The organism is Planctomyces sp. SH-PL62, assembly GCF_001610895.1.
In the GTDB taxonomy this organism is placed as follows: Bacteria; Planctomycetota; Planctomycetia; order Isosphaerales; family Isosphaeraceae; genus Paludisphaera.
The window spans coordinates 4,601,659-4,624,456 of the sequence record NZ_CP011273.1 but is presented as its reverse complement, the minus strand read 5'-3'; the positions used below and the strand labels follow the sequence as shown (position 1 = coordinate 4,624,456).

Below are 22,798 nucleotides of genomic sequence, written 5' to 3'. Positions count from 1 at the left end.
CGCATTCGGGGAGGCGTCATGCGACCGTTCCAATTCAGGCTCACGCATCTGGCGCTGATGGTCGTCGTCGCGGCGGGCGTCTCGGCCTTTCTCACCGCCGCAGGGCGTGCGAGGACGGCCGCCCGCGCCTCGCAATGCGGCAACAACCCGTTCCGGCTCCACCTGGGCCTGCGAAACTATCGCGACGCGACCGGGCGGAATCCGCCGGCTGTCCAGCTCGATGCGGGCGGCCGATCGATGCACAGTTGGCGGGCCATCCTTTGCGCGTCGCAATTCCCCGACGCGTTCGCCGTCCCGTACGACTTCGGGCTCCCCTGGGACCACCCGGCGAATCTCAAGGCGGCCGTCGTCGCTCCCAACGACATGGTGTGCCTGAACACCCAGGCCGCCCCGGCGCGCCACGCGAACGTCGCCGCGGTCGTCGACGGCGACCTTTGCTCGCTCGATCTCACAGGCCGAGTCGGCCCGGGGGGACCGTGGATCGTCCTCGTCGAGGTGGCGGATCCGAAGATCTTCTGGACCGAACCTCGCGACGTGACGCCGGCCGAAATCGCGGCGTTCGCCGCCCCCCACGATCCGGGCGGATTCGCCGTCGCGTTCTCGGACGGGAGTTCCGGCCGGCTGTCTCGCGAGGAGATCCTCGCGAACTGGGCCGGGGCGAGGGCGGTGCTAGGTTCTGTCTGACGGCTCGTAAAGGGTTACGATGGCGGCTTCACCAGGGAGGCCGGGATGTCGCGACGCTACGAGCTGAAGGACGACGAATTCGCCCTGATCGCCGACCTGCTCCCTCCGGCGGGCAGACCGGGCGGTCGGTGGAACGACCACCGCTCCACGCTCGACGGGGTCCTGTGGATCCTGCACACAGGGGCCCAGTGGCGGGAGCTGCCCGAACGTTACGGCAAGTGGAAGAGCGTCTACGACCGCTTCAACCGCTGGGCTCGCGATGGGACGATCGACCGCATCCTGGAGCGGCTCCACCTGCGGCTTGACGCCTCGGGAAGGATCGACTTCGACCTCTGGTGCATCGACGGGACGTCCATCCGGGCCAGCCGCGCGGCCGCCGGGGCCGGGGGGGAAAAGGGGGACGGCCGAGCCCGTCGACCACGCCCTCGGCCGCTCGCGGGGCGGCTTCGGGACGAAGCTGCACCTGGTCGTCGACTCCGGCGGCGTGCCGCTCTCCGCCGTCGTCACGGCGGGCCAGGCCCACGAGTCGAAGTCCCTGGAGCCGGCCCTGGAGGCGGTGCGGATCAAGCGTCCCGGTCGAGGCCGGCCGCGTCGCAGGCCTCGACGCCTGGCCGGCGACAAGGGCTACAGCTAGCGGCGTATCCGCCGCTATCTGCGACGTCGGGGCATCAGGGCCGTGATCCCCACTCGCAAGGATCAGCGGAGAAACCCGAGGTTCGACGCCGAGGCCTACCGCCGCCGCAACATCGTCGAGCGGTGCATCCTCTGGCTGAAGGAGAACCGCCGCCTGGCGACCCGGTTCGAGAAGCTGGCGGTCAATTTCCTGGCGATGGTGAAGCTCGCCATGATCCGCCGTTGCTTCCGACTCCTCGAGCCGTCAGACAGAACCTAGGCGCAAAGCGAAACCCCGGCCGATGATCGACCGGGGTTCTCGTGGATTCATCAGGATGTGAGTCGGATCAACGATTCTTCTTGACGATCCAGAGATCCTGGTGGAACCACCACTCGGCCTGCTTGTAGTCGGCGATCGGGGCGCCGACCGCCTTGTGGACGGTCGGGACGACGTATTGTGGGAGGCTGAGGGTCAGGCCGTACTCGGCGGCGTCGAGGTCGTGCTGCTCGCTGCGGGCCTGGAACCAGAAGCCTTCCTCGTCGGCGTCGTCGACCGTGATCTGGAGGCCCTGGCAGCTCTTGACGCCGTGGGTCGTGAAGAGGAGGTAGCCGCCGACTTCCAGCGAGTCGTAGAGCGCCTTGATCCAGCGCCCGAACGTCGCCTTGGGCATGTGCGAGAAGAACGACAGGCAGAAGATCGCGTCGTACTTCTTCGGCGTCGCGAAGCCTTCAGGCGTGTGCGCCGACTGGAGCGCGTCGACGCCGATCTGGTTCGTCAGGAAGTCGATGGCTTCCGGGTGGATGTCGCAACTGGTCAGGTCGAACCGGGGGTTCTTCTTGAGGTGCCGCGAGACGCATCCGTAGCCCGAGGCGAATTCCAGGAGCTTGATCGGCTTCTTGTCCTCGCCGAACAGCCGGGTCAGGTGGCCGTCGAGCTTGGCCGCCGAGCGGGCGCCGTCCTCGAAGTAGTACTTCGTCGCGTCTTCGAGCGACATCTCCGGGTGGGTGGCCACGAACCAGAAGATGAAGTCGCCGGGGTGGACGGACGGAGTGACGTGCTCCTTCTCGGCCCATTGCTCGTTGAGCCGGAGCATCTCCTCGGTGAGCGCGCCGTTGTTGGGAGGGACGGGGACGCCGCCGGTCTTCGGCTTGGAGGCCTCGGCGACCTCGGTCTCGGTCTTGGCCCCGCCCACGTTCACGATCGTCGGCGTGGAGCTGCCGGGCTTGACCTTGAACAGCATGGCGTACTGGCCGAGGACCTCGCCGAGCTTGACGGCGAGCGTCAGGCCGGCCTCGTCGCACATCTCGACGAAGTAGTCGACGTCGACGTCGATCTTGACCTCGTCGCCGGAATACCGCGTCCCCGGCGCCGGGTTGGTGTGGATCGTCGGCAGGAACATGCCGGCCGGGGCCAGGACCCGCCGCACTTCGCGGAGGTAGTGCCGCGCGTCGGGTTCGAGCAGGTGGGTGAACAGCGAGCAGCCCCAGGCGAGGTCGACGGAGCCGTCCTTCGCCGGGAAGGCGACCTCGGTGGGCTTGATCGCGCCCTGCGGGTTGTAGCAGGAGACGACGTCGAGGTGGTGGAACTCGAACTTCGGCCCGATGCGGGGGACGAGGACCTGGTTGCAGAAATCGACGCTGTCCTTGAGGACGTCGAACCCGATGTACTTCCGCACGTGCGGGTGGTACGCCAGGTTGCGAGCCATTTTGCCGCTGCCGCAGCCGATGTCCAGGAGCTGCGAATTCGGCTTCAGGAACTTGCTGATGAGGATCTGCCAGGCGTCCGCGCTGAGGATGTAGCCGGCCATCGAAGGGGAGCCGGCGGTGGCCCGGACGCCTGCGCCCGGGATCGGCGGGATGATGCCGGAGAGGTGTTCGGTGCCCAGGAAGTAGGGGTCGGGCCCCTCGAACTGGGACTGTTCCTTCTGGAACTGGGCGAGCTGCATCTTCAGCCAGGAGATCTCCATCTCCATCGCTTGAACGTTCGCCGCCTTGCCCGCCCCCTCGCCTGCCAGGGCGACGGGGGACGTCCGCGGGAAGAGGACGCCGAGCAGGCCCTTGCGGGGCGGGGACGCATTCAGGTTCGCCATGCGGGCTCACTACCTTTCTCGAGATCGGTGGATGACCGAGGAAGTGATGGACGCCCTGGCCCGACGCGTGACGGATTAAGGGCGGTTTTGGCGCGGGATTATAGCCGGGGACCGAGATCGAGCAAGGCGAGTCTCGACCGGGCCGAGCGCCCGCCGACCTGCCTTGACCTCCCCGTCGGATCGGGGTACACCTCCCCCGTCCGCGCCTCGCGGCAGGCGCCCGCGGTCCGACGAGCGAGCGTCGTCGCCGAGCTGAATCCAGCGATCCTATTCGGAGGAAGACATGGCCCAGGTTCGATTCGCCGATGTCATCGTGCCCGTCACGCTCGGCGGCCCCGCGATCCTGGCCCGGCTGCGAACGATCCTGGAGTGCAGCGGGCCCGCGCTCCGCCGCCTGATGGTCGTCGAGGACGGTTGCGCCGACCGCGTCCTCGCTCAGGGGTTGGCCGAGCTGGCGGCGGCCGACCCGAGGCTCCAGACCGTGCGGTGCCCGCGCGGCCTGGCCTGGGTGGACTACGCCAATCGCGGCCTGGCCGAGCGCGACGGCGACGCCATCCTTCTCGCCCCCGACGCGCTGCCGACTCCCGGATGGATCGAGCCCCTCGCCGCGGCGGCCCACTCCGAGGAACGTGTCGCCCTGGCGACCCCGATCAGCCACGGCGACGGCTTCGACGCGAATGCGGGGCTTGACGAAGAAGGCGTGAGACGGGCGATCGCAAACCTGCCGGAGACCCTCTTCGCGGCGCGTGCGGGCCGGCTCTGCAACTACCTTCGAGGGGACGTCCTCGACGCCGTGGGGCTCCTCGACGACTCGCTCGGCTCCCCTCGCGCGGCGGTGGACGACTGGCTGATGCGGGCGGGATCTCTGGGCTTCTTCGCCAAACGCGCGGGAGGCTCCCTGGTCCTCGCCGATCCTCCCGAGACGGTCGAGTCGGGAGATGGCTCGGAGCCCGCCGGCCCGGAGACGCTGGAAGACCGCCATATCTACATGAAGGGGCAGGTGGATCGCCACGCCGGGACGCTCGACGGCTCGATCGCGGCCCACGCGGTCGACTACCAGTTTTCGAAGCGGATCAAGGTCGCGCTCGACCTCCGTCATCTCCCCCTGGAGATGAACGGCACGAAGATGTACGCGGTGAACCTGGGCAAGGCGCTCGCGGCGAGGCCCGAGGTCGAGCTGACCCTCCTCGCCGCGCACCCCCTCCAGGCCGACGGCGTCGAGGGAAGGCTGGTCTCGCCCGAGGATTGGGCCGACGACGCGGCGATCCTCCACAAGCCCGCGCAGATCTTCGATCGGTCCCACGCCCGGCTGCTCTTCGAATCCCGGGCCCACGTCGTCCTCACGTATCAAGATCTGATCGCCTATCGCATGGCCCACGTCTTCCCGAACGAGGCCGAGTACAATGCCTATCAGCAGACGAGCCGGCTGACGCTGCCGGCCGCGCAGGCGGTCCTGACCTACTCGGAGAACACCGCTCGCGAGGTCGAGGCGGAGTTCGGGCTGGACCCGAGCGTCATCCATCCCGTCTTCCTCGGCGTGGACCTGGACGCCTTCGCCTCCCCGGTCGACGAGGACGAGACCGCGACGATCCTCGAGAACTTCGACCTTCCTCCCCGTTACCTGTTGAGCCTCGCGTCGGATTACCCACACAAGAACCTGCCGGGCCTGCTGGAGGCCTACGCCATGTTCCGGGAGTGGTGGACCGACGGCGAACCCCCCGCGCTCGCGCTCGCCGGACGAGCCCCGCGATCCGAGTCGGATTACCCGAGCCGTGCGGGCGTCCGGTTCCTGGGTGCGGTGAGCCACCAGGAATTGCGGGCGCTCTACCAGAACACGCAAGCGCTCGTCTTCCCGTCGTTGTATGAGGGCTTCGGCCTCCCCCCCCTGGAAGCGATGGCGGCCGGGGTGCCGGTCGTCGCGATGCCGTTCTCGTCCGTCCCCGAGGTCTGCGGCGACTGCGTCCTCTACGCCGAGGGGCTCTCTCCGGTCCACCTGGCGCGGGCGATGCAGCGAATGGCGGCCGACCCGGATCTCGGGCGTGAACTCCGCGAGAAGGGGCTGAAACGGGCGCGATTCCTCTCCTGGGAGAAGACCGCGAGCGAGACGCTGGAGGTCTACCGAAAGGTCCTCCTGGACCCCTCCGCGAAAACACTCCAGGCCCGCCGCGCGCTCAGCGAGGCGATCGGGCATTGGTCCCGACCGCTCGCAACGGCGGCGGTCCCCATCGAGCCCACCGTGGAGGTCGAGGTCGAGGATCACGTCGAGATCCTCGAAGCGGCCGAGGTCACGGATGGTGCGGTCGAATCGCCGGCGCCGATCGCCGAGATCCAGCCCGCTCCCGAGCCGCCCGCGACGCCCGTCGCGATCGAGCCTCCCGCCCCCGCCCCGCCCCCGCCCCCGCGCCCGAGCCTCCGATCGCGATCCCCGCAATCGCGGCTCACCCTGTGATCGTGGAGCCCGAACCGCTGGGCGTCATCAACGCATGCCAGGCGCTCCAATCCGCCCTGCGAAGGAGGCTCCGTCGGGACATCGTCCGGCAAGCGGCCGTCCAGCGGGCGAGGCTGGCCAGGCTCAAGCGGCTCTCCCTGCGGTTCGTCCATGTAGCGAGGTCCGACGGCCTGGGCGCCGCCTATAATAAGGCGGTGCGGAAGGCTAAGAACAAGGTGCGGCATCACCTCCGGCGATGGGTCCCGCTGCGGGTCTTCCGCGGGCCGGGCTGCGCCTACCATCAGCCTTCGGAACCGATCGACGCCTACGACGCCTGGCGGCGAGTCAACGAACCCTCGCCTTTCCGGGCTGAGGCCCTCCGCGAGCAGGTCGAGACGCTGCCGCGCCCCGCGAGCTTCTCGATCCTCGTGCCCGTCTATAACACGCCTCCCGCGCTGCTCGATGCGGCGGTGGCCAGCGTGCTGGCGCAATCGTACGAGCACTGGGAATTGATCCTGGCCGACGACGCCAGCACGGATCCCGCGCTGGCGGCTTACCTGGCCGACGGACTCTCGCTCGATCCTCGAGTGCGACTGGTCCGTCGCGCGACGAACGGCAACATCTCGGCCGCGACCAACACGGCCGCAGAGCACGCGACCGGCGAGTTCTTCGTCCTGCTCGACCATGACGACGTCCTCCATCCCGAGGCGCTGACGCACCTGGCCATCCGTCTGGATCGGGAGCGGGACGTGGACCTGATCTACACCGACGACGACAAGCTTGGCATGGACGGCGGCCGGTTCGCGCCCCAGTTCAAGCCCGACTGGTCTCCCGAGCTTTTGCTCTCGTTCTGCTACACGGGGCACCTGACGGCGGTTCGCGCCAGCCTCTACCGCCAGGTCGGCGGGATGCGTCTGGGCTTTGAGGGCTCGCAGGACCACGACTTCTGGCTGCGGGCTTCGGAACGGGCTCGACGGATCGCGCACATTCCCCAGATGCTCTATCACTGGCGGGTGCTGCCGGGCTCCACGGCGGCGAGCGGCCACGAGAAACCGCACAGCTTCGAGGCCGGTCGGCGCGCCGTCGAGGAGGCGTTCGGCCGCCGCGGCGTCCCCTGTCGCGTCGAGCAGCCGGACTGGGCCGTCGCGGCCGGCTGCGGCGTCTTCCGACCCGTGATGCCCGACGACGGGCCCTCGGTCGCCATCCTGATCCCGACCAGGAACCAGAAAAAGCTTCTCCAGACCTTGCTCACGTCGTTGGAGAAGACGAGCTATCGCAATTATCGCGTCTACATCATTGATAATGAGAGCGACGACCCCGAGACGCTCGCCTACCTGGCCCGGATCCCCCACACCGTCCTGCACATCCCGAACGTCGACGGCGTCTTCAATTACGCGGCGATCCACAACGCGGCGGTGGCGCGCGTCCAGGAGGAACTGCTCCTGTTCCTCAACAACGACGTCGAGGTCATCGAGCCGCGCTGGCTGAGCCAGATGGTCGGCTGGGCGATGCTCCCGGGAGTGGGGGCGGTCGGGGCGAGGCTGCTCTATCAGGACCGTCGGATCCAGCACGCGGGGATCGTCCATGGGATGCACGAGGGGCTTGCCGGGCACGCGTTCAAGCTCTTGCCGTGGTGGGACGGCGGGGCGATGGGGCTCGCCCGCGTCACGCGGGACTGCCTGGCGGTCACCGCCGCCTGCATGCTGACGCCTCGCAAGCTGTTCCGCGAGATGAACGGCTTCAACGAGACCGATTTCGGCGTGGCCTACAACGACGCCGACTACGGCTACCGGCTCCACGACGCCGGCCGACGGAGCGTCCTCTGCGCCGAGGCGGAACTGTTCCACTACGAAGGGGCCACGCGGGGGTTCGGCGACAATCCCCGCGAGGAGGCCAATTATCGACGCATCCACGGACATCGCGTCGACCCCTACTTCAGCCTCCATCACGACGCCCAGAGCGAGACGTTCGAGGTCAAACCCACCGTCGCGCCGGTCGCGCCGGTCGACCGCCCCGTCCGGGTGCTCGCCGTCTCGCACAACCTGAACTGGGAAGGGGCGTCGCGGTTCGAGCTGGAGCTGACCACCGGCTTGAAAGCTTCCGGCCACGCCGATCCGATCGTCGTAAGCCCGGTGGACGGTCCGCTCCGCGAGGAGTACGAGAAGGCGGGCGTCGCCGTCCGCATCGACCCCTCGCTGGTCTGCCTGTTCGGGGGCGAGGCCGGCTACGCCGAGGCGCGGCGCAGGGCCGTCGACCTGATCGTGGAGCAGGGCTGTCAGGTCCTGCACGCCAATACCCTCCAGGGCTTCTGGGCCGTCGACGCCGCGCGTGAGGCGGGAGTTCCGTCCATCTGGAGCATTCACGAGAGCGAGCCCTGGCAGACGTATTTCGACCAGTTCCCGACCGAGATCGCGCGGATCGCCCTGGACTGCATGCCGTCCCCCTATCGCGTGGTGTTCACCGCGCGAAGCTCGGCCGAGGTCTGGAAAGACATGGACACCCGCCGCAACTTCGGGCTCGTCCGCTACGCGCTGAACGTGGAGCGCTTCCAGGCCGAGTTGGCGGGCTGGCCGCGCGAGCAGGCCCGCGCCGCGCTCGGCCTCGCGGCCGACGAGGTCTGCGTGCTCCTCCTGGGGACGGTCTGCGACCGCAAGGGGCAGCACGATCTGCTTCACGCCTTCCGAACGATGGCGGCCGACGACGCCTCGCGGGTCCGCTGCGTCGTCGTCGGGGCGCGCGACTCGCTCGATTACAGTCGGGAATTGCGGAGGCTCGCGGACGGCCTCGACGCCGATCGTCGCGGGCGGTTCCACATCGTCGACGAGACCGGGGCCACCGCGCCGTACTGGCAGGCGGCCGACGTCTTCTGCTGCACTTCGCGGGTGGAGAGTTATCCGCACGTCGTCCTGGAGGCGTTGGGGCGCGGCCTGCCGATCGTCACGACGTCCGTTTATGGGATTCCCGAGCAGGTCCGACGCGGCGTCAACGCGCTGTTCTACGAGCCGGGCGACGCGCGGAGCCTGGCCAGGCATCTGGAGACGTTGGCCCGCGACGAACCGAAGCGCCGGGCGATGGCCGAGGCTTCCTCGTGGATCCTCCGCGCGCTGCCGAGCCACACGGACATGATCGTCCAGTACGCCCGGCTCTTCCGCGCCGCGGCCGAGAGCGCCGCGGGAGACGGAACGCACGCCCGCAGGATCGACGCGGCGTCGCGATCCGTCGACTTGCATCTGGTCCACGGCGTTCACGCGAACGTCTTCCGGTCGCGCACCCCGGTCTCGACGAGCGTGGCGGAATAGGTCGCCAGCCAGCCACTCACAGCCGGCGGCGCCGCGCCGCCCACGTCCACTGGATACGAGGGAGGTTCCGATGAGCGAGATTCCGGAGGCGATGCTCGAACGGCGTCGCGGGCTCTGCCACAAGCACCTGGCCGGCGACGGCGTCGAGGTCGGCGCCTTGCACCATCCGATGGAGATGGGCGAGCGCGCCCGGGTCCGCTACGTCGACCGCATGGACGTGGACGGCCTGCGCGCCCACTACCCGGAACTCCGCAACTACGACCTCGTCCACGTCGACGTCGTCGACGACGGCGAGCGGCTGGGGACCCTCCCGGACGCCTCGCTCGATTTCATCGTCGCCAATCACTTCCTGGAACACACCGAGAACCCCCTGGGGACGGTGCGCAACCACCTCAAGAAGCTCCGCCCCGGCGGGACGCTCTATCTCGCCGTGCCGAACAAGGACCACAGCTTCGATCGCGATCGCGCCCTCACCCCGTTCGACCATCTGGTGCGCGACGACGTGGAGGGGGTGGAGGTCTCGCGTTCCGAGCACTTCCGCGAGTGGGCTCGGTTCGTCGAGGGGATCGAAGAACCGGCCGCGATTGAAGCCCAGGCGAAGCGCCTCGAGGAGGTGGGCTACAGCATCCATTTCCACGTCTGGGACGCGACGTCGTTCGCCGATTTTCTGGATCGCGCCCGGGGCCACCTCGGGGGGATGTTCCAGATCAAGGAGTACGTACTCAACGACGCGGAGATCATCGCCATTCTGGAGCGGGTTCCGACTCCCGCCCGACGAAGCTGGATGCCGAGCGGGGCGTCCCGTTCCCTCCGAGGCCTCGCCGCGCGGCTCGGCCGCTGGAAGTCCCGGACGTCGGGCCGGGTTTCCGTCGGGCACTGAGCGTCCTTCCGGCGCTCCTTGCCTCCGGATCAAACAGCAACGCCGGCCGACCTCTCACCAATGCGAGGTCGGCCGGCGGTTTCATTTCGTCCTGGGATCGAGCCTCGTCGATGGTTCAGCGCCGGGTCTCATGGTCGACGGCCCCGACCGTCGGAGATTCGTGATCGGCGACCTTCCGACAGGCCGGAGCGGGAACTCCCTCCGCGCTGGCGTCGACCCGCTCGCGCTTGCGGCCGATCGTGAGCCACGACGGCCTCGCCGGTTCGGTCGCGACGCCGTCCGAGGCGAGGGAGATGGATCGCACGGCGGTCAGGAAAAGCCCCAGGCCGACGATGGTCGCCAGGATGCAGGTGGTGGTCGACAGGAACCCGACCTGGAGGCTGGTGATCCGGCTCAGGGCCGCCCACCCTTCCGCTCCGCCCGAATACACCGGGAGCATCTGGACGAACCACGAGGTCTGTTCCGCGGCGATGCTGAGCAAGACGATCGCGGCCACAAATCCCGGGGCCACGAAGCGGTGCCAGCAACTCGCCCCCACGCCGATCAGAACCAGGAACCACGGAAGCGCCGGCGAGGCGTACCAGGGGCCCGTGGTCGAGACGCCCCAGGCCAGCGCCGACTGGAGGGCGTGGTAGACCAGTCCGGCATGAAAGCCGACGCAGACGGCGAGGCAGAGCAGGGGGACGGCGAGCGAGTCGAAGCCCATCGTCAAACCGCCGACACCGTCCAGGGGCCGCTTGCGAGCCCTCGCGATGAGCCTGCGGATGACAAGGCCCGCCGCAGGGAAGCACAGGCCGAGGGCCGCCAATTCCAGGACCTGCCAGTGCATCACGGTGAGCTCGCTGATCGGCAGGACGAACGACCAGTTGCCCTGGACGAACAGGCCCTGGCCGAACAGCCATCGCCCGTAGGCGACCGGATGGAACTCGCGGAAAGCCTGGTACATATCGGAGAATCCTCGGCCTTTCGCGCGATTCTCCAGCGCCTCCTGGATCGGGGTCGCGATTCCGTAGGTGCTCAGGTTGTGCGCCAGGTCCGGTCCGATCAGGGCGCCGAGGATCAGGCCGATCGCCGCCACCGAGCCGAACGCCACCCTCGGCGCGGGACGGGTCCGCGCCACGGCGAGGATCCAGGCCACGCCCATCGCGGGAAGGATCGCGAAGTTGGAGGCCTTCATGAGGATGGCCAGGCCCACCAGGACGCCGATCCGGCAAGACCGACGGACGAGTCGGCGCTCGTCGATCGCCAGCGTCATCATCTCGGCGACCGCGGCCACCGAGAAGAAGACCCCGGCGGCGTCGCTGGAGACGCGGATCCCGTTCATCACCAGGAGCGGCTGGACGCCGATCAGGAGGGCGATCCAGCCGGCCGTCCGGCGGCTGCGGACCCGCTTCGAGACGACTCCCAGGGCGATCCAGACGGCTCCGGCGGTGAGCGCGAGGTTCAAGAGCCGCAGGCCGGTCACGGACGATCGCAGGTCGTTCACCCCGCCCATGGCCTGGAACAACGGCGAGACCAGGACGTAGTACCACCACGAATGCTGGGCCTGATACAGCTTCAGATCATGCGGCGGCACCTCGGACGCGGCGAGGCGGGGCGTCGTCGACTCGGTCCCGTTCGATGCGAGCCGCCAGTAGGATTCATACGACGGCGGCTTGAGGACGTTCGGCATCTGCACCCGCGCGGCTTCCGGCTGGGGGAAGTCGTGATGGATCGCCGCGAGCATGCTCGACGGTACGAGCGTCTCGTCGAGGATCGCTCGTCGTCCCGTCTCCTGAATGTGGACGATGTAGGCGACGTGCTGGTATTCGTCCCACCCCTCGAACAGGGGCGTCACGCAGAGGCCGACCACTCCCCGAGCGAGGACCAGGCCCACGATGACGAGTCGGAGGTTGCGCGACAGCGAGCGCCGCGGGGAGTCCTCGGTCGATTGCGGCGTCGTGTCCATGACTGGATTCGCCTCCTTGCGAATTCGGCCCGCCTCGGCGTCCCGCCGATCGGCGCTGGTCCTGTTCCGATCCTCCGCCTCGTTATCGGCTCCGACTCCCTCGAAGATCAGCCGATACGCCGATCCGGGCCGATTTTCCTGTCGGCCGATTCCTCATCCTTCGATCGGTGAGCTAGGTTACACCAGGCCCAGCTTTGGATCGAGACGTCTCGACACGGCGCGCCCCCGCCGGTGAAACTGGAGGCGACGAATCGCGTTCGCGACCTCGGGCGAGCGACCCGGTACGGGTCCACTGTCGCGACCACCGTCTCCCGGGCACGGGAGATGCCTATCATGGCGATAGAATCGACTGAGCCCATCCGTTCCGTTCCGTGCCGGAAGCGGGCGGGGGGGCTTCCACGCGGCATCGTGAATCGGCCTCAGGCGGGGAGACATCATGACGAGAGCGGCTAAGCTGACGGGGGCCCTGGGGCGGTTTTGCGGGGCGGCGTCCTGGGGACGACGGGCGACGGGCCGACGGGCGAGGCCCACAGTCCCGGTGATGGAGCGTGTGGAGGACCGGGTGTGCCTCTCGGGTGCGGGCTTGATCCCCGGCATGGGCGTCGCCTATCCCTCGGGCGGCTCGATGGTCTACTACGTCGACAACGACATGAACGTCTCGACCGACATCACCCGGAGCTTCGGATCGGCTTCCGACGTCCCGGTGGTCGGCGACTTCACCGGGACCACCCTCACCACCATCGGCTCCTATCGCCCGAGCACCGGCGTCTGGTCGCTCGATCTCCGGAACGACGGCTCCGCCGTGAACATCCGGTTCGGCGGGCCTCAGTGGAAGCCCGTGACGGGGGACGTGGACGGGAACGGGACGACGGACCTGGGACTTTTCGACCCCAACAACGGCGTCTGGCTGTTCTGCACCGACCTGAGCGGCCGGACGACGAAGAGCTTCGTCTACGGCGGTTCGCCGGGCGACATCGCGCTGATGGAGGACTTCAACCACGACGGGATCGACGACCCGGTCATTTTCAACAACGGCCAGTGGCTCGTCGACACCAACTCCGACCGGCTCCCGGATCAGATCTTCCACTTCGGCGGGTTCGCCAAGGGGGCGATCCCGTTGGCCTTCGACCTGTACGGGAATCACGACCCGGGCCTCGCCGTGGTCGCCCCCCAGTCGAACGGGCAGTTGATGTGGTACATCAACCCGAACCGCGACGGTCGCTCGATCGGCCAGTATCAGTACGGTGCGAACGGCAGCCGGCCGTTCACCGGCAACTTCGCGACGGCGGGCTCGCTGTTCGTCAACCCGGCGACCGGCAAGGACGTCGCGGGCGCGGGGACGTTCGGGGCGCCCTTCAGGACGATCAACGCGGCGGTCGCCGCCTCCTCGCCCGGCTCGACGATCCGCCTCATGTCGGGCGCCTACGTCGAGAACGTCCAGGTGGTCGGCAAGAGCGACCTCAAGTTCGTGGGGACCGGGCTGGTCTCCTCGGTGAGCTATCCCACGCGGGGCGACGGGTTCTTCGTCTACAACTCCAATAACATCTCGTTCGACGACATGTGGTTCGCCTCCGCCGGTCCCGAGGGGAGGGGGGTGGTCGTCCTTGCCTCGTCGGTGAACACGGGGCTGATCCGCACCAACCTGACGAAATGGATCGGGCTGCTGGCGGGGAGCGAGAACGGCCGTCCCGCGACGGTGAACGCGCGCTACAGCCAGTTCAACGGCGTCCAGACCGGCAGCGGCGTCTACCTGGACAATGGGGCCAACGGCACCTTCTACGGCGTCTCCGCCTCCGAAAACGGCCTGGCCAGCGACTACCGGGCCGACGGCGGCGGCCTGATCGTCGGAGGAACCTCGACGGCGAAGATCGACAGGTCGAGCTTCGTCCACAACCGCCATTCCGGCGTGATCCTCAACACGACCGCCCGGGTCGAGATGTCCAACTCCTACTCCGCGCGGAGCATCCTCGGCTTCGGCGCGATCCTGTTCAACAGCTCCACGGGCATCTTCATCGGCAACACCTTCGCCGAGAACGGCGTCACCTTCGGGGCGGCGACGGGGATGAACGGGATCGAGTTCGCCTACAACTTCACCGGCCACGGCTACGTCCAGGGGAACCAGTTCCTCAACAATACGGCCAGCGGCATCTACATCGGCAGCGCGCCGAATCAGATCCAGATCATCGGCAACTACTTCAGCGGCAACTGGTCGGGCGTGACGATGTTCGGCGATCAGCCCCGGCAGTCGTACGCCAAGATCGTCCGAAACTACTTCGCGACGCCGGCCGACTCCCCCGAGGTCACCTTCGGCGTCGCCGGGATCGGCAGTCGGATCCACGCGGTCATCGGCGGACCGAACGGCGACGGAAACCTGTTCGACGGTTTCCGCGACTACCTCTCCATCAACCGCAACCACGGCGGGGGCGATCCCTACCTGGAGTTGGGCTATCCGGACTTCTCGATCTCCGGCAACACCTACCGGCGCAAGGGGGTGATCATCCCGCCCTCCAGGGCCATCACCCCCATCAACTGATTGATTCGAGCACACCCGTCGGGGCTGGGGGGCGTCCACCTCCTCAGTCCCGACGACCTCGGACGATGGCGTACACGCACTCGATCCTGATCGTCGCCCCCTGGCCCGGCGCGACGCGGAAACCTCGCGCGTCGAGGCCGGTCTCCAGGGCTTCACGCAGGCTCTGCTTGGATTCGCTCGGTGAACCCCGGTCGAACCACTCGTCGAAGTCGAGCGCGAACGCCTCCTCCTGGTAGTGGACGTCGTTCAGGCCGGCGTCGGCGAAGAGATCGACGAGTTCGCCGCCGGTCAGGTTCCTGGTGTGGGTCCGATCGCGGCCGACCTCGAATTCCTGGTGGCGTCGCGCGAGCGCGGGGTCCGGGGAGGTGATGTGATCACCCAGGACGATCAGGCCGCCGGGGCGGACCAGCTCGATCTGGCGGGCGAGGAACGCGCGGGGATCGAGGACGTGGTGGAGCACGTACCGCGAATAGGCCCCGTCGAACGGCCCCTCCGCCGCCACGCCGTCCTCGTAAATCGAGCCCTGGAGGAACCGCGCCGAGTCTCCCGCGAAGCCGCATCGCGCGCGGGCGCGGTCGATCATGACCGGGGAGAGGTCGACGCCGAACACGCGATCCCCGGCTTTCAGGAAGGCCTCGCTCACCAGACCGGGGCCGCAGCCGGCGTCGAGCAGGAGCGCCCCGGCCGGAAAGCCGGCGGCGCGGACGAGTCGTTCGAGCGCCGCCGGATCGCTCTGCACCGGGGCCCGCTCGAACTTCGGGGCCTGGTCGTCGAACGCCCCGGCCAGGTCTTCATCGTGGGGCCGAATCATCGATCCTCTCCTCCACCGGCGGCCTTCTCGTCGGCCGCCGGCCGATCGTCCTCGCACTCCGACAGGATCTTGCGGTAGGCGTCGCGTGCGACGTCGTAAGCCTGGCGCGCGGCCTCCTTCTCGGACTCGCGGATCGCCGGCTCCTTCTGAGACCAGCACTGGTCGACCGACTTCAGGCACCATTCGGCCGACTTCCTCGACGCCCGGATCGGCTTGTCTCCGACCGTGACGAAGACCGGGTTGGTGTGCGACGTGGGGAAGATGCGCACCGCCACCCAGCTCGACTTCGTCACCGGAACGTCGAATTCCAGATCCTGGATGGAGCCGTCGGCCTCGATCTCCCGGCGCTCGACCGGCAGGCCGTTGACGACCACCTCGACGGGGACCTTGCGCGACGCCCCCACCCGGGCCCGCTCGACGTGCCAGTAGGGCTGGACGTAGATCGGTCGGGTCCGGATCGCTTCGGTCTCGGGCGAAGGGGTCTCGGCGAGGAGTGCGGCGGCCTTCACGCGGACCTTGATCGTCCCCGGTGCGAGGAGCTTGACCTCGCTCCCGTCCTCGCCGACCTCGCGGTCGTCGACCTGGAAGTCGATCAGGTGGCTCTTGCCGTCCGAGACGTAGGAGCGGCCGTCCTTCAACCCCTGGCACCAACGGTCGAAGTCGAGCTTGCCGTCGTCGAGCTTGACGTACACGCGACCCAGGCCGACCCGCTCGCCGTAGATGCAGGGGAAGTCGGTCTCGCCGCTGATCCGCGTGCGATATCCACAGTTGAGCGTGTGATACCAGATGTTGAGCTCCCAGGGGATCGGGGTGTCGACGGCCGAGATGAAGTCGACGGCGTCATGGACCACGTCGACGATGTACTCGTTGGCGCCGATCCCGTCGAACGGCGGGATCTCGTCGTTGGGGATCTCGATCGATTTAGTCGCCAGCCCCCAGCCCGAGTGCGAAAAGCCGACGACGCCCCCCTGTTCCTTCCCCCACTTCAGGACGGGAAGGTCCCAGCTCGGCCATTCCTCGATGCGCGTGGTGCCGGGATAGTCGTCCTCCTTGAGCCGGAGCAGGCAGAGGTGGCCCGTGTGCGACGAGGGGAAGCCGGAGACCTCCACGTCGTACCGCATCAGGTTCTCCGGGGTGGACAGCCTGTGCACCTTGCCGTCGAAGAACGCCTTCTGGGCGTACCAGCAAGGCCCCCAGCTCAGGACGCAGCCGACGTCGAGATCCTCGCCCAGGATGTGCCGCCACATGTCGTCGGGCGTCACGCCTTCGGTCGGGCTCTCATAGTGGGCGCACCCGGCGGCGTGGACGTGGTGGTCGCCCGAGAACCAGTTCCGCTTCGAAAGGTGGATCCAGCGTTCAAGCTTGAACGCCTCGCGATGGGCGCTCCCCTTGGGCACGGTGATGGATTTCGTGAGCAGGCGGTACTCCGGGCCTCGGGTGTACTCGACCTGGAACTCGCCGGCGGGGAGCGACACGGTCTCGCCGTCGGCCCGGTAGATCTGGGGATGGAAGAAGAAGTCCGGGGCGAGCCGGCGGCTGGGCGATGGATAAACCCTCCCCAGGCGGTCGCGGAAGATGAACGAGGCCGTGGTCGGCCTATCGGACTCGTCGCGGACGTCGAGCGTCACCGTCACGGCGGGCTCGCAGGTGAAGAGGATGTCGACGTCGCTGCGGAAGCCCAGATCCTGGCTCCCCTGGCCGACGTTGAACGTCAGCTTCGCCTCGCGACGTCCGGCGTCGCGGCTGGCGATTTGCAACACCCGATACTCCACCGGCAGTCCCGAAAGGGTACGCGACAGCGGACGGTCGCGGTACATCACGACGTCGCACCAGCGATCGATCAGGTCGGCCTTGTGGATCGTGTCCTTCGGCTCCGCGCTGTTGGTCGACTGCTTGTGCATCGGGCCCGCGTTGGGGCTCTCGACGACCAGCTCGGCGGTGACGCCGGCCTCGTTGTGGACCTTGACCAGGAAGACGCTCCAGCCCCCCTGGACCAACCGGGGCGAGGCGGGACCCTGGATCGACTTGACCCGGCTCTCCGGATTGACGTCGACGCCGATCAGGCAGTGCGCGTCCAGCACTTCCTGGATGGCCTTGATCCCCGGCCCTTCCTCGGCCGCCTGGACGGCCGCGTCGATCCGGGCCTTCTCCTCGGCACTCAGCGGCTGGCCCAGCAGGTCGAGCGTCTGCACCACACGACGCGCCTGCGCGCTCAGGGGTTGGAACTCGACGTCGGCGACGATTGGGAGAATCTCCGCGAGGACGGCTCGCGGGCCGCCCACGAGTGAGAGCGAGAAGACCAGCCCGGCGATGAGTGGAGGGACGAGTCGCGCGCGTGGCGTCATGATCGGCGGCCTCGACGGGGAGGGGAGACTTCCTCGATGCGTCCTCAGGGGTCGATTCTGTCGCATCCCGAGGACCGCCGCAATCCTGAGGCGGCACGCTCGGGCGAGCATCGGGACGGGCCGTCGCGTCGAGCCGATCCTCGAACATGGGGGGGGCGGCCGCGGCCAAAGTGTTCTTGCAGGGCAGGGGCGATTCGCTTATGGTTCGCAGCCGATCGGGGACGACGTCCGTCGGCTTCCGACCAGTTCGTCACGCCGGCCAGGATGGTTGGGGAAGGGCCGGGCCCTTCGGGTGCTCGGGAGGGATTCCGATGAGATGCCGCTGGTTCCGCCGGCTCCTGCTGATCCCCATCGGGATCGTCGTCGCGCCGGCCCTGCTCTGGTGCTTGGTCGTCCTGGTCGCACCGACGAACTGGGCCAGGACGCACGTCATCGCCGCGCTGGAACGCTCCAGCGGCCGTACGGTCCACGTGGACAAGCTCCGGGTCTGCTTCGGCGGCGGCCTCGACCTGGAGAACCTCAAGATCGGCGCTCCCGGCTCGGCCAGCGGACCCTGGCTCGACGCCGAGAAGGTCCACGTCGACGTCAGCTTGTTCCAACTGGTCCGCGGACGGCTCGACGCGACGGCCCTCGACGTCGACGGCGTCAAGCTCCGGGTCCAGCGACGGGCCGACGGCACCTTCGAACTGGCCGACCTCGTCCGCGCCCAGCGACCCGCCCCCGACGCCCCCCGAGCGAGGCCTCGACCGGCCCCACGAACCTCCAGATCCACGTCCAGCGCGGTCAGGTCCACCTGATCGACGAGCCGACGCAGACCGACGTCGTGTTGGAGAACGTGCAGGGCGAGGGGACCTGGGAAGAGGGCAAGACGATCACCGGCACGATGAGCGGCGACGTGAATCAGGGGGCCTTCCAGTTCTCCGGATCGCTCGACCGCATCCCCGGCCGTCCCAGCTTCGAGGGCCAACTCTGGGCGGATCGCGTCGTCCTCGACGACGGCATGGCGTTCCTCCGCTACCTCGTCCCCGTCCTGGCAGGCGCCACGCCTCGAATCCAGGGCGACCTGACGATGGAGCTTTACCTCCGGGGCGACGGCGAGACCCGCGAACTCCTCAGCCAGACGCTCGTCGGCAACGGCCGGATCCTCATCGACCCGATCCAGCTCGACGGGACTGAGCTCCTCTCCGAGGTCGAGAAGTCCTCCATCAGCCTCCCGACCAAGAGCCGGGTGGGCTCGCTGCGGACCGACTTCACGGTGAAGGACGCCCGGATCACCACGAGCAAGCTCGCGCTCAATCTCGCCAAGACCCCGATCATCATCTCCGGCTGGACTGACTTCGACGGCCGACTCGACTATCGAATGGGCCTCGAAGGGCTCGCCGAACGGGTCCCCGCTCGTGCGAAGAAACTCCTCGCCGAACTCGAGCTGGACGTCGACGCCCTCAGCAGCCTCCGCCTCAACGGCACCGTCGACGACCTCAAGGTGAGCGTCCTCGGTCGAGGCGCCGGGATCGGCTCCCCCGTCGATGATTTCCTCACCCCGCCCGACAAACAGAAGCTCAAGCTCCTGGGACGCAAGCTGAGCGACAAGTTCTCGCGGTGATCCCGTCCTGGCGATTATGCGTGCTGCAACGCCGGTGACGGGGCGCCTCGCCCGTCACCGTCGATTCCCCTGCTACTCCGAGTCCGATCCGTCCGATCTGAACGACGCGGAGGAACCGCAACTCCCGCGTTCGCGACGTCTGCGAAGCCGCGGCGGCCGAGCCTGGGGATTCAATTGCGTGCATGCATTAAAATCTTGATTTCGGGCCCGACCGAATCTACAATCAGGACGTAAGGGCCTCGATTTCGGGGCGCGATAATCCGAGGAGGAGCCCACGGTGCCGAGGCGAGCTTGGATCGGGCTGTTGTGTTTCTGGCCGGGCCTCCCGCAGATCTGGACGGGCCAGGAGGTCTTCGGGCTGCTGCTGGCCGGCTTGTTCGCCGCGGCCGTCAACCTGGCGATCGCGGCGCGCTGGATCTGGGTCGAGGCGTTCGCGCCGGGCTGGGCGGATTTCTTCGCGGTCTCCGCGATCCTGACCTGGTCGGCGTCGTTCTGCTACACCGTGTGGTGGGTCTGGCTCTGCCACCCGGAGAGGCATCGCCAGGAGATCGAACGCCTGTTCGGAGAGGCGCTGGAGGCGTACCTTCAGGGCCGCTGGAACGACTCGCGGCGGCGTGTGGAGCGGATCCTGGCCCTGGACGACACCGACGCGGACGCCCTGTTGCACCTGGGGGCGATCCACGTCCGGACCCACCAGCCCGAGCTGGCGCGTCGGGCCTTCCGGCAGTGTCTGGAACAGGACGGCGGCTCGAAATGGCGATGGGAGGTCGAGCGCGCGCTGACCTCCCTGAACGGCCCCGACGCCTGATCGGGGCCTCTCGTCGACGTTCGAGGGGGCCCTGGGCGAGATCCGAGCCGCCCGCGCATCGGGGCGGGAGGGTGGGAAAACCCGCCCGGTCCCGCAGGCCGTATTGAACGGACGGCCGCTCCCGGGTGTACAATGCAAAAATAAGGGAACGGCTCGTCGCCTCGACGGGGACGTCGGCCCGTCGCCGCCCAGAACGTCGGATCGGAGTAGACCGCATGTTTGAACGCTTCACCGATCGTGCCCGCAAGGTGATGCAGCTGGCCAACCAAGAGGCCCAGCGCTTCAACCACGAGTACGTCGGCACGGAACACGTCTTGCTGGGCCTGATCAAGGAAGGGAGTGGGGTCGCCGCCAACGTCCTGCGTAACCTGGACGTGGACCTCCGTAAGATCCGCAACGAAGTCGAGAAGATCGTCCAGGCCGGCCCCGAGATGGTCACGATGGGGAAGCTCCCCCAGACGCCCCGGGCCAAGAAGGTCATCGAATACGCGATCGAGGAAGCCCGCAACCTGAATCACAATTACGTCGGCACCGAACACCTCCTGCTCGGCCTGTTGCGTGAGCAGGAAGGGGTGGCGGCTCAGGTCTTGATGAACCTGAACCTGAAGTTGGAAGAAGTGCGCGAGGAGGTGCTGAACTTGCTCGGTCACGGGATGGACGCTGGCGGCGAGGGTGAACGCGGCGCCGCGTCAAAAGGCAATAAGTCCAAGACTCCGGCCTTGGACTCGTTCGGACGCGACCTGACCGAACTGGCTCGGCAAATCAAGCTCGACCCGGTCATCGGCCGCCAGAATGAAATCGAGCGCGTGATCCAGGTGCTCTCGCGCCGCACCAAGAACAACCCCGTCCTCCTCGGCGAGGCGGGGGTCGGCAAGACGGCCATCGTCGAGGGCCTCGCCCAGCTCATCGTCGACGGCAACGTCCCCGAGCTGCTCCGCGACCGCCGCATCGTCGTGCTCGACCTCGCCATGATGGTCGCCGGCACGAAGTATCGCGGCCAGTTCGAGGAGCGGATCAAGGCGGTCATGAACGAGGTCCGCCGCGCCAAGAACACGATCCTGTTCATCGACGAGCTGCACACGCTGGTCGGCGCCGGCGGGGCCGAAGGGGCGATCGACGCCTCCAACGTCCTCAAGCCGGCCCTCGCCCGCGGCGAGGTGCAGTGCATCGGCGCCACCACCCTCGACGAGTACCGCAAGTACATCGAGAAGGACGGGGCGCTGGAGCGTCGGTTCCAGACGATCGTCGTCGAGCCCCCCAGCAAGAGCGAGGCCCTGGAGATCCTCCGCGGCCTCCGCGACCGCTACGAGGCCCACCACCGCGTCCAGATCACCGACGACGCGCTGGAGGCGGCCGTCGAGCTGTCCGACCGCTACATCACCGGCCGCTGCCTGCCGGACAAGGCCATCGACGTCGTCGACGAGTCGGGCGCCCGCGTCCGACTCAAGGCCATGACCCGGCCCCCCGACCTGAAGGAGCTCGACGAACAGATCGAGCGCCTCAATCAGGACAAGGAAGAGGCCGTCGCCAACCAGGACTTCGAGCGCGCCGCCGCCCTCCGCGACCAGGCCGACAAGCTCAAGAAGAAGAAGGAGACGATCACCCGCGAGTGGCGCGAGCGCTCCCGGGAGATCGACGGCACGGTCGACGAGGAGGTCATCGCCGAGGTCGTCAGCAAGATGACCGGCATCCCCCTCACCCGCCTGGAGACCGAGGAGACCGCCCGGCTGCTTCGGATGGAAGAGGAGATCCAGAAGAAGGTCATCTCCCAGTCCGAGGCCGTCAAGCGGATCAGCGAGGCCGTCCGCCGCAGCCGCGCCGGGCTCAAGGATCCCAAGCGGCCGATCGGCAGCTTCATCTTCGCCGGCCCCACCGGCGTCGGTAAGACCCACCTGGCCAAGGCCCTCGCCGAGTTCATGTTCGGCGACGCCGACGCGTTGATCCAGATCGACATGTCGGAGTACATGGAAAAGCACAACGTCTCGCGGCTGATCGGCGCCCCTCCGGGCTACGTCGGCTACGAGGAAGGGGGCCAGCTCACCGAGAAGATCCGCCGGCGCCCCTACGCCGTCGTCCTCCTCGACGAGATCGAGAAGGCCCACCCCGACGTCTACAACATGCTCCTCCAGATCATGGAGGAAGGCCGGCTGACCGACAGCTTCGGCCGCAACGTCGACTTCAAGAACACCATCATCATCATGACCACCAACGCCGGCGCGGAGGTGACGTCGAGCACGAACATCTTCGGGTTCGACCGCGGCCGCGACGAGGCGGGCAGTTATGAAGAGATGAAGGAACGCCTCAAGGTCGCCATCGAGAAGTACTTCCGCCCCGAGTTCCTCAACCGGCTCGACGACGTCATCGTGTTCCACACGCTGACCCACGCCGATCTCAAGCAGATCGTCGACATTGAGCTGGCCAAGATCCGGGGCCGCATGGCCGACCGCGGCCTGGAGCTGTCGCTCACCGACGCCGCCAAGGACCTCATCATCGCCAAGGGCTACAACCCCGACTACGGCGCCCGGCCCCTGCGCCGCGCCATCGAGAACATGATCGAGAACCCGATGTCCGAGGAGATCCTCCGCGGGACCTTCGCCGGCAAGGATCTCATCACGGTCGACGTCCAGGGCGACGGCGAGAACGAGCCCAAGAAGCTCAAGTTCGACGCCGTCAAGAAGGGCGACGAGGCCCAGGGCCAGCCGCTCGCGGCCGTCGGCGGCGACGCCTGATCCGGCACGGCCGCCGAGGCCGTGCCGT

The 22,798-nt window shown here is 67.9% G+C and carries 13 protein-coding genes and 1 pseudogene; 10 read left to right on the top strand and 4 right to left on the bottom strand.

The window, feature by feature from the left end; translation table 11 throughout:
• Positions 1–18 precede the first annotated feature (18 nt).
• Together VT85_RS17885 and VT85_RS26900 are read left to right on the top strand one after the other, a co-directional pair.
• Complete coding sequence (locus VT85_RS17885; protein WP_068418336.1) at positions 19–684, top strand: DUF1559 domain-containing protein; 666 nt, start codon at positions 19–21, stop codon at positions 682–684.
• 45 nt (positions 685–729) lie between these two features.
• Positions 730–1,576: pseudogene (locus tag VT85_RS26900) on the top strand (IS5 family transposase).
• A 67-nt stretch (positions 1,577–1,643) separates the two neighbouring features.
• Here the strand turns inward: VT85_RS26900 and VT85_RS17875 are convergent.
• On the bottom strand, positions 1,644–3,386 hold the full coding sequence (locus VT85_RS17875) for a class I SAM-dependent methyltransferase (RefSeq protein WP_068418333.1): 1,743 nt from the start codon (positions 3,384–3,386) through the stop codon (positions 1,644–1,646).
• 283 nt (positions 3,387–3,669) lie between these two features.
• On the opposite strand from VT85_RS17875, the gene VT85_RS17870 reads away from it, so the two are divergent.
• From VT85_RS17870 to VT85_RS17860, 3 genes are all read left to right on the top strand, one after another.
• Entirely contained in the window at positions 3,670–5,835 is a 2,166-nt protein-coding gene (locus tag VT85_RS17870; protein ID WP_068418332.1) for a glycosyltransferase, read from the top strand.
• A gap of 2 nt (positions 5,836–5,837) precedes the next feature.
• A complete protein-coding gene (locus tag VT85_RS17865; RefSeq protein ID WP_156512934.1) occupies positions 5,838–9,113 on the top strand; it encodes a glycosyltransferase in 3,276 nt (1,091 codons plus the stop codon).
• A gap of 70 nt (positions 9,114–9,183) precedes the next feature.
• Positions 9,184–9,993: a class I SAM-dependent methyltransferase gene (locus tag VT85_RS17860; protein ID WP_068418328.1), complete on the top strand. Its 810-nt coding sequence runs from the start codon at positions 9,184–9,186 to the stop codon at positions 9,991–9,993.
• Positions 9,994–10,108: 115 nt separating this feature from the next.
• Here VT85_RS17860 and VT85_RS17855 read toward each other — a convergent pair whose 3' ends face one another.
• Entirely contained in the window at positions 10,109–11,941 is a 1,833-nt protein-coding gene (locus VT85_RS17855; RefSeq protein ID WP_068418326.1) for an ArnT family glycosyltransferase, read from the bottom strand.
• A 436-nt stretch (positions 11,942–12,377) separates the two neighbouring features.
• Here VT85_RS17855 and VT85_RS17850 point away from each other — a divergent pair, with 436 nt between their 5' ends.
• Entirely contained in the window at positions 12,378–14,474 is a 2,097-nt protein-coding gene (locus VT85_RS17850; protein ID WP_082858697.1) for a right-handed parallel beta-helix repeat-containing protein, read from the top strand.
• Positions 14,475–14,517: 43 nt separating this feature from the next.
• On the opposite strand, the gene VT85_RS17845 is transcribed toward VT85_RS17850, so the two are convergent.
• Positions 14,518–15,285 (bottom strand): class I SAM-dependent methyltransferase, encoded by a 768-nt coding sequence (locus VT85_RS17845; protein WP_068418321.1) that lies wholly within the window; start codon positions 15,283–15,285, stop codon positions 14,518–14,520.
• Entirely contained in the window at positions 15,282–17,630 is a 2,349-nt protein-coding gene (locus VT85_RS17840) for a CehA/McbA family metallohydrolase (RefSeq protein ID WP_197490845.1), read from the bottom strand. Before VT85_RS17840 ends, VT85_RS17845 begins: the two co-directional genes overlap by 4 nt.
• A 311-nt stretch (positions 17,631–17,941) precedes the next feature.
• On the opposite strand from VT85_RS17840, the gene VT85_RS27755 reads away from it, so the two are divergent.
• From VT85_RS27755 to VT85_RS17820, 4 genes are all read left to right on the top strand, one after another.
• The gene (locus tag VT85_RS27755; protein ID WP_068418318.1) at positions 17,942–18,427 is read left to right on the top strand and encodes an AsmA family protein; all 486 of its coding nucleotides are present in this window, start codon (positions 17,942–17,944) and stop codon (positions 18,425–18,427) included.
• Positions 18,428–18,453: 26 nt separating this feature from the next.
• A complete protein-coding gene (locus VT85_RS28600; RefSeq protein WP_197490844.1) occupies positions 18,454–19,233 on the top strand; it encodes an AsmA-like C-terminal region-containing protein in 780 nt (259 codons plus the stop codon).
• A 277-nt stretch (positions 19,234–19,510) separates the two neighbouring features.
• On the top strand, positions 19,511–20,041 hold the full coding sequence (locus tag VT85_RS17825) for a tetratricopeptide repeat protein (protein ID WP_068418312.1): 531 nt from the start codon (positions 19,511–19,513) through the stop codon (positions 20,039–20,041).
• 215 nt (positions 20,042–20,256) lie between these two features.
• Entirely contained in the window at positions 20,257–22,770 is a 2,514-nt protein-coding gene (locus tag VT85_RS17820; protein ID WP_068418309.1) for an ATP-dependent Clp protease ATP-binding subunit, read from the top strand.
• The last annotated feature ends 28 nt before the right edge of the window (positions 22,771–22,798 follow it).

What these genes read in the sequence shown, in the direction of transcription:
- VT85_RS17820 (WP_068418309.1), top strand. Translation starts at nt 20,257, where the DNA reads ATGTTTGAACGCTTCACCGATCGTGCCCGCAAGGTGATGCAGCTGGCC.
- VT85_RS17845 (WP_068418321.1), bottom strand. Translation starts at nt 15,285, where the DNA reads ATGATTCGGCCCCACGATGAAGACCTGGCCGGGGCGTTCGACGACCAG.
- VT85_RS17885 (WP_068418336.1), top strand. Translation starts at nt 19, where the DNA reads ATGCGACCGTTCCAATTCAGGCTCACGCATCTGGCGCTGATGGTCGTC.
- VT85_RS17875 (WP_068418333.1), bottom strand. Translation starts at nt 3,386, where the DNA reads ATGGCGAACCTGAATGCGTCCCCGCCCCGCAAGGGCCTGCTCGGCGTC.
- VT85_RS17855 (WP_068418326.1), bottom strand. Translation starts at nt 11,941, where the DNA reads ATGGACACGACGCCGCAATCGACCGAGGACTCCCCGCGGCGCTCGCTG.
- VT85_RS27755 (WP_068418318.1), top strand. Translation starts at nt 17,942, where the DNA reads ATGAGATGCCGCTGGTTCCGCCGGCTCCTGCTGATCCCCATCGGGATC.
- VT85_RS17870 (WP_068418332.1), top strand. Translation starts at nt 3,670, where the DNA reads ATGGCCCAGGTTCGATTCGCCGATGTCATCGTGCCCGTCACGCTCGGC.
- VT85_RS17840 (WP_197490845.1), bottom strand. Translation starts at nt 17,630, where the DNA reads ATGACGCCACGCGCGCGACTCGTCCCTCCACTCATCGCCGGGCTGGTC.
- VT85_RS17860 (WP_068418328.1), top strand. Translation starts at nt 9,184, where the DNA reads ATGAGCGAGATTCCGGAGGCGATGCTCGAACGGCGTCGCGGGCTCTGC.
- VT85_RS17850 (WP_082858697.1), top strand. Translation starts at nt 12,378, where the DNA reads ATGACGAGAGCGGCTAAGCTGACGGGGGCCCTGGGGCGGTTTTGCGGG.